This window comes from Mycobacterium sp. 1465703.0 (assembly GCF_001672975.1).
In the GTDB taxonomy this organism is placed as follows: domain Bacteria; phylum Actinomycetota; class Actinomycetes; order Mycobacteriales; family Mycobacteriaceae; genus Mycobacterium.
On sequence record NZ_LZKU01000148.1, the window covers coordinates 1 to 8,930 of the forward strand.

5 protein-coding genes and 1 pseudogene are annotated in these 8,930 nt (G+C 65.8%); 4 read left to right on the forward strand and 2 right to left on the reverse strand.

Annotated features, from left to right (window positions below; genetic code table 11):
* The first annotated feature begins 186 nt into the window (after positions 1-186).
* Positions 187-2,422: pseudogene (locus tag A5625_RS13070) on the forward strand (molybdopterin-dependent oxidoreductase).
* Positions 2,423-2,475: 53 nt separating this feature from the next.
* Here A5625_RS13070 and A5625_RS13075 read toward each other — a convergent pair.
* Entirely contained in the window at positions 2,476-3,321 is an 846-nt protein-coding gene (locus A5625_RS13075; protein ID WP_066994021.1) for an SDR family NAD(P)-dependent oxidoreductase, read from the reverse strand.
* Between the two features lie 205 nt (positions 3,322-3,526).
* Between A5625_RS13075 and A5625_RS13080 the strand changes: the two genes are divergently transcribed.
* Entirely contained in the window at positions 3,527-4,576 is a 1,050-nt protein-coding gene (locus A5625_RS13080) for an alpha/beta hydrolase (protein ID WP_156748185.1), read from the forward strand.
* A 77-nt stretch (positions 4,577-4,653) separates the two neighbouring features.
* Complete coding sequence (locus A5625_RS13085; protein ID WP_369830006.1) at positions 4,654-7,356, forward strand: FHA domain-containing protein; 2,703 nt, start codon at positions 4,654-4,656, stop codon at positions 7,354-7,356.
* Positions 7,357-7,381: 25 nt separating this feature from the next.
* Here A5625_RS13085 and A5625_RS29595 read toward each other — a convergent pair whose 3' ends face one another.
* The gene (locus tag A5625_RS29595) at positions 7,382-7,546 is read right to left on the reverse strand and encodes a hypothetical protein (RefSeq protein WP_197516083.1); all 165 of its coding nucleotides are present in this window, start codon (positions 7,544-7,546) and stop codon (positions 7,382-7,384) included.
* 260 nt (positions 7,547-7,806) lie between these two features.
* Between A5625_RS29595 and A5625_RS13090 the strand changes: the two genes are divergently transcribed.
* Positions 7,807-8,930 (forward strand): acyl-CoA dehydrogenase family protein (locus A5625_RS13090; protein WP_066994024.1); only part of this gene is annotated, 1,124 nt, incomplete at its 3' end.

Below are 8,930 nucleotides of genomic sequence, written 5' to 3' on the forward strand. Positions count from 1 at the left end.
CGCCGTCCGGTGGGAACTTCGTATTCGGATCGCCCAGCACCGGATTGAGTTCCCTCAGCAGCTCGGGCGCGCCGCCTGGATACCTGACACGCATCCGCATCGACAAGGTCGGCGGACTCGGACCCTGGACGACCTGACCCGATTTCCGCACTTCCGCTACCTCGGGTAGCGGAATACAGTGAGTGGATGAAACCGGGCGAAGACGGCACCCACCTGCGCACCTGTCCGTTGTGTGAAGCCATGTGCGGCTTGGCAATTCATGTCGAGGACGGGCGTGTCACCGACATTCGTGGCAACCGCGATGACGTCTGGAGCCGCGGACATCTGTGCCCCAAAGGCACCTCGCTTGCGGCTCTGCACGACGATCCGGATCGCATCCGCCAGCCGATGATCAAGATCGATGGCCAATGGCAGGAAGTCAGCTGGGATGCGGCGTTTCGCCGTTGCACCGCGTTGCTCACTCCGGTGATCGAGAAATACGGCATCGGCGCCGTCACCGCATACACCGGCAACCCGCTGGCGCACTCGTTTTCACTGGCCCGCTATGCGGGCGTGCTGATGGGCATGTCGGGTATGCCGGTCACGTATTCGCCGGGCACGGTCGACCAATGGCCGAAGAATCTGTCGTCGCACCTGATGTATGGACTGTGGTGGAACTTCCCGGTGCCTGACATCGAGCGCACCGACCTGTTGGTGATCATGGGTGCCAATCCCGCGGCGTCGCAAGGGTCACTGTTGGCCGCGCCCAACGTGATGGGTCTGATCGACGGGATTCGTCGACGCGGCAAGGTCATTGTGATCGACCCGGTGCGCACCCTGACCGCCGCGCGCGCCGACGAGTGGCTGCCGATCGTGCCGGGCACCGACGCGGCGTTGCTGCTGGCCGTCGCGCATACCCTCTTCGCCGAGGACCTGATCAACCCGGGCCGCCACGTCGACGGTGTCGACATCATGCGGCAGGCCGTCGCGGACTGGCCACCGGAGCGGGTCAGTGCCGTCACGGGGATCGGAGAGGACCGCATTCGCCGGCTGGCGCGCGAACTCGCGGGAACCGAGAGATCGGTGGTATACGGCCGAATCGGTTTGTGCAATCAGGAGTTTGGCAGCTTGGCCAGCTGGCTCGTCGATGTCATCAATATTCTCACCGGTCATTTCGATACCCCCGGCGGCGCGATGTTCCCCAAGCCGGCGGCGTGGTCGATCACCACGCAGCCGTTACCCGGCCTGGAGGGCGGTGCCGCGGATTTCGGCCGTTGGCACACCCGGGTGCGCGGCGCCAAGGAGGTGCTCGGTCAGGCGCCGGTGTCCTGCATGGCTGAGGAGATCGCCACGCCCGGCGACGGGCAGCTCAAGGCGCTGATCACCGTCGCGGGCAACCCGGTGCTGTCCACCCCCGGCGGTGACAAGCTCGACGAAGTGTTGCCGATGCTGGACGCGATGATCTCCGTGGACCTTTGGCTCAACGAGACGACGCGGCACGCGGATGTCATCCTGCCCGGACTGTCCCCGCTCGAGCAGCCCCACCACGACGATCTGATCCTGCTTTTCGCCATTCACAGCATCGCCAATTATTCGGCTCCGGTGTTCGATCCGGGCGAGCGCCCGCACGAATGGGAGATCCTGATCCGGCTGACCGGCCTGTGCGCCGGCACCCCCGCCGAGGACGTCGACGTCGCCGCGATCGACGACGGCTTCTTCGACTACCTGGCCTTCACCCAAGGGCTCGACGGCGCGGAGATCCGCAAGCTCTACGACCACGGCGGGCCCTGAGCGAATGCTCGACCTCACGTTGCGAACCGGACCCTTCGGCGACCAGTACGGCAAGAAACCCGGCGGGATCACCCTGGACATGCTCAAGGCCAACCCCAACGGAATCGACTTCGGACCGATGGTGCCGCAACTGCCCGACATCCTCGGCACCACCGACAAGAAAATCCGGCTTGCCCCGCAGTACCTGCTCGACGACCTGCCGCGGCTGGCCGCGCGCATGGAGCGGCCCGCCGAGCCGCTCGTCCTGGTGAGCCGCCGGCACCTGCGGTCAAACAACACCTGGCTGCACAACGTGCCCGCGCTGATGAAGGGAAAAGACCGGTGCACGTTGCTGATCCATCCCGATGACGCGGCCCGGTGCGGGGTTGCCGACAGCGATATCGTGACGGTGAAATCCGAGGCCGGCGAGATCACGGTTCCCGTCGAAGTCACCGACTCCATCAAACCCGGTGTGGTCTCGATGCCGCACGGTTGGGGGCACGGCAAGCCCGGAACGCGCATGTCGGTGGCCAACGCCTCACCCGGCGCGAACACCAATGTGCTGTCTCCGCCAACGTTTGTCGACGAGCCCTCCGGCAATGGCGTACTGAACGGCATCCCGGTGACGATCCTCGACGATCAAGCACGATTCCAGCCCACGCCCACCGCCTGAACACGTGGTTTACCCAGTCCCGCAGGACCTTTCGCACTGAGCGCCCGCTCTGATCACGGGGCGATGGGCCGATTGGTCCACTGACGGCCGGGCCGGCGCGTCGAGCGGAACCATCCGCCGGCCGCTCCGGTGCCGCCGTCGGTGGGAATGATGTGGCCGGTGACAAACGCCGAGAGGTCGGACGCCAGAAACAGGATGACGCTGGCCTGGTCCTCGGGCACCCCCATCCGCCCGACCGGTACCCACTGCGGCCACTGCGCTTGTTCCTCGGCCGAAAGCCATTGCGAATAAGGGACTTGCAGGGATTCTGTGACATCCGGTGCGATCGCGTTCACCCGCACCCCGTCGTTGCCCACCTGAACCGCGAGGCTGCGGGTGAAGGCATTGACGGCGGCTTTGAACGCGGCATACACCGGATCCTCCGGGTAGCCCCGCAGCCCCTCGACCGACGAGACATTGACGATGGCACCGGTGTGCCGCTCCACCATCGTCGGCAGCAACGCATGGGTGAGCAGGAAAACGTGATGCAGGTTGACCCGGTAAAGCTCGTCCCATAATTGCGGGTCGGTATCGACGAAGTTCCCGGGGTGGCGCAGCCAATGGCCCACGTTGTTGACCAGCACATCGACCCGGCCGAACCGATCCAGCACCTTGTGGGCTAACCGGGTGACCTCGTCGGGTTTGCGGACGTCGGTGACGACCGCGCAGGCCGCTCCGCCGGAATCGGTGATCGACGCGGCCGTCGCATCGGCGAGTTCGGCGTCGATATCGGCGATGATCACGTTCGCACCGTGTTCGGCGAACAGCCTCGCGGTCGCCGCGCCTATTCCTCCCGCGCCGCCCGTGACGACGGCCACCCGGTCGGTAAGTAGCGGCTCCACGTGCCTGGCGTGTGTCATCGCTCATATCTTGGGCCATTCGCGGCCTCGGCAACAGCCGATTCGGACCGAACGCGCCCGCGCGGAAACCTCGAGAGAGATAAGCGAGTGTTACCCATCTCTACGGAAGGTAAACAGTGACGGACCCGACAGTTGTCGCACGTGAAATCCGTTTTTCCATTCGGTAAGCCGGGTACTCGGGGTCCACTTAGGAGGTTGAAACCCAATGGTGAGTACAACCGAGCCGACGCATATTTTGCCGAGTGTGGCGACGACGCGACGCGTTCATCATCGCCACAGCCCGCAATCGGTCGCCGTAGGGCTCGCCAGCCGTTTGATCGTGAAGAACGCGGTCCGTGCTTGGGCAATGACGCCGAACCTGAATTGGCCGTTCGAGTATGTCGACACCGTCGCGGGATTGTTCCCGCGTGTCGGATACGCGGCGAAAACCGAATCGGTGCGATTGGACAACTGTTCCGCCGAATGGGTTCGCGCGCCCGGCGTATCGGGGGAGCGAGCAATCCTGTATTTGCACGGCGGCGCATTCCTGACCTGCGGCCTGAACACGCACCGTTCCATGGTGACCCGCTTGTCGCAGGCGGCCGATGCCCCCATCCTCGCCGTCGCCTATCGGAAGCTCCCCGCACACCAGATCGCCGACGCCATCGACGACGGGATCAGTGGCCTGCGCTGGCTGCAGGATCGCGGATACGACGGTGACCGGATCGTGGTGGCCGGCGACTCGGCCGGCGGATACCTGGCGTTCATGACCACGCTCCTGGCGATCCAGGACGGCATCATGGAGCCGGCCGGAGTCGCGGCCGTCTCGCCGTTCACCGACGTGGATCCGGTGCGAAAACTCAAGCACCGCAACGGCCGCAAGTGCTCCATGTTCACCCGCCGGGCGTTCTCGCGGTTCGCCCAATTCCTCAGCAACGCGCAGGTTGTGGAAGGCGAAGGTGAGGGCGACTTCTCGGTGGCCTCTCCGGTGGACGCCGATCTGTCGTCGTTGCCGCCGGTCACCATTCATGCCAGCTCGGACGAGCTGCTGGTCGCCGATGCCGAGCTGATGGCGAAGCGCTTGGAAGCCAGCGGGATCCACTGCGATCTGCATCTGTGGGACGGACAGATTCACGACTTCCCTTTGGCCGCCGACGTTTTGCCCGAGGGCAGGCGGGCCATCAAATACCTCGGCGATTTCGTCAAGGACGTGACCGCCGTTCGCGCCAAGGTCCCGATTATGCGCAGCCTGCGCAATGCCGCGGTGGCCGGTTGAAGGCGACGAAATTAACTGCGCCGCAGGCGGACGAACCGAGCGGATAAGTTGCCCCGCTGCCGTTACAGTTGGTCCTGATGAGCCCATCAGCCCCACCCGCGCTGACCGTGCGGTACGAGGGAGCCGAGCGCACCTTCGCGGCAGGCAACGATGTAGTCATCGGGCGTGACCTGCGTGCCGATCTGCGAGTCGCCCATCCACTGATCTCCCGCACTCATCTGATCGTGCGGTATGACCAGGGCCGTTGGGTCGCCATCGACAACGGCAGCCTCAATGGCCTCTATGTCCACAACCGCCGGGTGCCGGTAGTCGACATCCAGGACGGCCTGCGGGTCAATGTCGGGAATCCGGACGGTCCGGCGCTGACGTTCGAGGTGGGCCGCCATCAAGGTTCGGCCGGACGACCACCGCTGACCACCTCGATACCGATCGTCAGCAACCCCAGCGAACCACTGGCGCGGGCGCCACAAAGCCCGCCACAAAGCCCGCCACAAAGCCCGCCACAAAGCCCGGCGTTCGGTATGCAGCACCCCGGGCAGCCGCAGCAGCCGGCGTCGGCCTCGTTCCGCCACCCCGTGCATCAGCCCACCGCCGCGCAGCCCAGCCAACCCACCAGCGAACCCACGCCGAGCTTCCCGTCGGGACCGCAGCCCTCGCACCCGACCAACGGTCCACTGAGCGCCCCGTCCAGCGAAGCCCAGCACGCGCCGCAGATCTATCGGGGGCCGTCCGCGCACGCCGCACCGCCTACCACCGCGGAGCCCGCGGCACCGCAGACCGGTCGCATCGGCGGCGACTCGTCCGTCATCGCGACGTCGATGATGAAGATCCTGCGGCCGGGCAAGAGCGGGCTGGACGTCCCGGGCGCGATCAAGATCGGCCGCGCCAACGACAACGACATCGTCATTCCCGAGGTCCTGGCATCACGCCACCACGCCACCCTGGTCCCGGCGCCCGCCGGCACCGAGATCCACGACAACCGCAGCATCAACGGCACCTTCGTCAACGGTGTCCGGGTCGACTCGGCCGTACTGCACGACGGCGACGTCGTCACGATCGGCAACATCGACCTGGTCTTCCACGGCGGCAACCTGGCACGTCGCGACCAGACCGCGGCCGCGACGCGCAGCGGCGGCCTCGACGTGCGCGGGGTGACCTGGACGATCGAGAACAATAAGACGTTGCTGGACAACATCTCACTCACCGCGCTTCCCGGCACGCTGACGGCCATCATCGGACCTTCCGGCGCCGGAAAATCGACCTTCGCCCGACTGGTCGCCGGATACACACACCCCACGACCGGGACTGTGTCATTCGAAGGTCACAACGTGCACGCCGAATACGCGTCGTTGCGCAGCAGGATCGGGATGGTGCCCCAGGACGATGTGGTGCACGGCCAGCTGACCGTGCACCAGGCCTTGATGTACGCCGCCGAACTGCGGCTGCCGCCGGACACCACCAGGGACGACCGCGCCCAGGTGGTGGCCAGGGTGCTCGAAGAACTCGAGATGACCCAGCATCTGCACACCCGGGTCGACAAGCTCTCCGGCGGTCAGCGCAAACGGGCCTCGGTGGCGCTAGAGTTGCTCACCGGTCCGTCGTTGCTCATCCTCGATGAGCCGACCTCCGGTCTGGACCCGGCACTGGACCGGCAGGTGATGACGATGTTGCGGCAACTGGCCGATGCCGGCCGGGTGGTGCTGGTGGTCACCCACTCGCTGACCTACCTGGACGTTTGCGATCAGGTGTTGCTGCTCGGCCCCGGCGGCAAAACGGCCTTCAGCGGTCCGCCCAGCCAGATCGGCCCCGCCATGGGCACCACCAACTGGGCCGACATCTTCAGCACCGTCGCCAGCGACCCTGACGGGTCACGTGCGCGCTACCTGGCCAGGACGGGTCCGCCGCCTCCGCCGCCACCCGCGGAGAAGCCCGCCGAGCTCGGCGATCCCGCGCACACCAGCCTGTTCCGGCAGTTCTCCACGATCGCCCGCCGTCAGATGCGGTTGATCGTCTCGGACCGCGGTTACTTCGTGTTCCTTGCGCTGCTGCCGTTCATCATGGGTTCGCTGTCCATGTCGGTACCCGGCGACGTCGGCTTCGGCATCCCGAACCCGATGGGTGCCGCGCCAAACGAGCCCGGTCAGATCCTGGTGCTGCTGAACGTCGGCGCGGTGTTCATGGGCACAGCTCTGACCATCCGCGACCTCATCGGTGAGCGCGCGATCTTCCTGCGCGAACAGGCGGTCGGCTTGTCCACGTCGGCCTATCTGCTGGCCAAGGTCTGCGTGTATACGGTCTTCGCGATCGTCCAGTCGGCGATCGTGACCGTCATCGCGGTGCTCGGCAAGGGCGCCCCGACCCAGGGCGCCGTGGCGCTGGGTAAGCCGGCTCTCGAGCTGTTCGCCGATGTCGCCCTGACCTGCGTCGCGTCGGCGATGCTGGGGCTCGCCTTGTCCGCCGTCGCGAAGTCCAACGAGCAGATCATGCCGTTGCTGGTGGTGGCGGTCATGTCACAGCTGGTGTTCTCCGGCGGAATGATCCCGGTCACCGCGCGCATGGGGCTCGACCAGATGTCGTGGGCCACCCCGGCGCGCTGGGGATTCGCGGCGTCGGCTTCCACCGCCTACCTGACGAAATTGGTGCCAGCCCCGCTGACTCCGAAGGATTCGCACTGGCGGCACACCCCGGCGACGTGGTGGTTCGACGTCGGCATGCTGTTCGTCATCAGCGCCGTGTATCTGGGCTTCGTGCGCTGGAAGATCCGCCTCAAAGGGGGCTGATCGGCTTGCGGCCGGACGGTTATTGTTAGGCGCCCTTGCGGACCATCAGATCGGCCGCGGCGCGCATGCGGTCCGACAGTTGCAGCAGATCATGCTCGCCGACCCCCAGCGGCAGGGTGTATGCCAATTGCCGCAATTCGACTGAGTAGTTGCGCAGATCTTCACGAAGGCGCATTTCAACAGTGGGCATGACTTCTCCCTCAGGCTGGGACTGGGCAGAGTGTCTGGTCCACGTCGACCAGCCGATTGTTGAAAATTTTCGCAGCCCGTCCGCAGAACTGCGAGAGTGCCGACATCTTTTAACGGGAGTTTGACAGCGTGTTTACAGTTCACCCGCCGGTAATCCCGGCGTCGGGCGTGACGCAATGCCGAAATTCCTTGCGCTGTCTCGCGGTGGCGTTACGCTGACGCTGCTCGGTGAAAAGCATGCAGAAAGGCACAGGCGCCGGAATGGATTTCGAACTCGACGCTGAGCAACGCGCCTGGCTCACCGAGGTTCGCGAATTTCTGCACGACAACGTCACCCCGGCCTTGCGAGCGGAGCTCGCCCAGCATGACTTGGAATTTCCCAACGGAGAGGTGGCCCGGTTTCGCCGCAAGATCGGCGCCAAAGGCTGGTTCGGGCTGAACTGGCCGCGCGAGTACGGGGGCCTTGCCGGCGAAAGGGGCCTGGGCGCGATTCACCTGCATCTGCTGATAAGCGAATTCGAATACTGGGGCGTCCCCGGACCCGACCTGACGGTGACGTCGGTGGCGCCGATGATCATGCGGCACGGCACCGAGCGCAACAAAACCGAATGGCTGCCCCTGATTGCCCGGGGCGAAATGATCTGCGCGGTCGGCTATTCCGAGCCCGAGGCGGGAACCGACCTGGCCGGCCTGCGCACCAGCGCCGCCCGTGACGGCGACGAATGGGTAATCAATGGCACCAAGATCTGGAATAGCGGCGCACAACGCGCGACGCACGAATGGCTGTGCGTCCGTACCGATCCCAGCGGCGCCCGGCATCGGGGCATTTCGGTCATCATCGTGCCGATCGACAGCCCGGGTGTGGAAATTCGCCCGCTGTACGCCTGGTCGGGCTATCGCACCAATGAGGTGCACTTCCGGGATGTGCGAGTGCCGGTCACCAACCTGGTCGGCGAGGTCAACCGCGGCTGGACCTACATCACCGGTGCGCTGGATCTCGAGCGCGGTGCGCTGACCAACGCCGGAGACCTGCGTCGCGCCGTCGAAGAGTTGCGCGAGCTGGCGCAATGGCCGCGCCGCGACGGGACCGTGCCCGCCGATGATCCGTCGCTTCGCCGCCGGCTGGTCCAGGCCGAAGCCGACGTGGCGGTGGCGATCCTGATGGGCTATGAGGCGGCGTCGATCCTGGACAGCGGCGTGATCCCCACCGTCGAGGTCAGCGTCGAGAAGGTGTTCAGCAGCGAGCTGCGCCAGCGCATCGCCGACCTGGCGCTCGACCTGCTCGGGCCCGACGGCCTGTTGGCGCATCGCAGCGAACAGGCTCCGCTTGCCGGCAAATTCGAGCGGCTCTACCGGGCTGCCCCGCTGATGCGCTTCGGCGGTGG

Coding starts and splice junctions, on each gene's coding strand:
- A5625_RS13075 (WP_066994021.1), bottom strand. CDS start 3,321: ATGACACACGCCAGGCACGTGGAGCCGCTACTTACCGACCGGGTGGCC.
- A5625_RS13080 (WP_156748185.1), top strand. CDS start 3,527: ATGGTGAGTACAACCGAGCCGACGCATATTTTGCCGAGTGTGGCGACG.
- A5625_RS13085 (WP_369830006.1), top strand. CDS start 4,654: ATGAGCCCATCAGCCCCACCCGCGCTGACCGTGCGGTACGAGGGAGCC.
- A5625_RS29595 (WP_197516083.1), bottom strand. CDS start 7,546: ATGCCCACTGTTGAAATGCGCCTTCGTGAAGATCTGCGCAACTACTCA.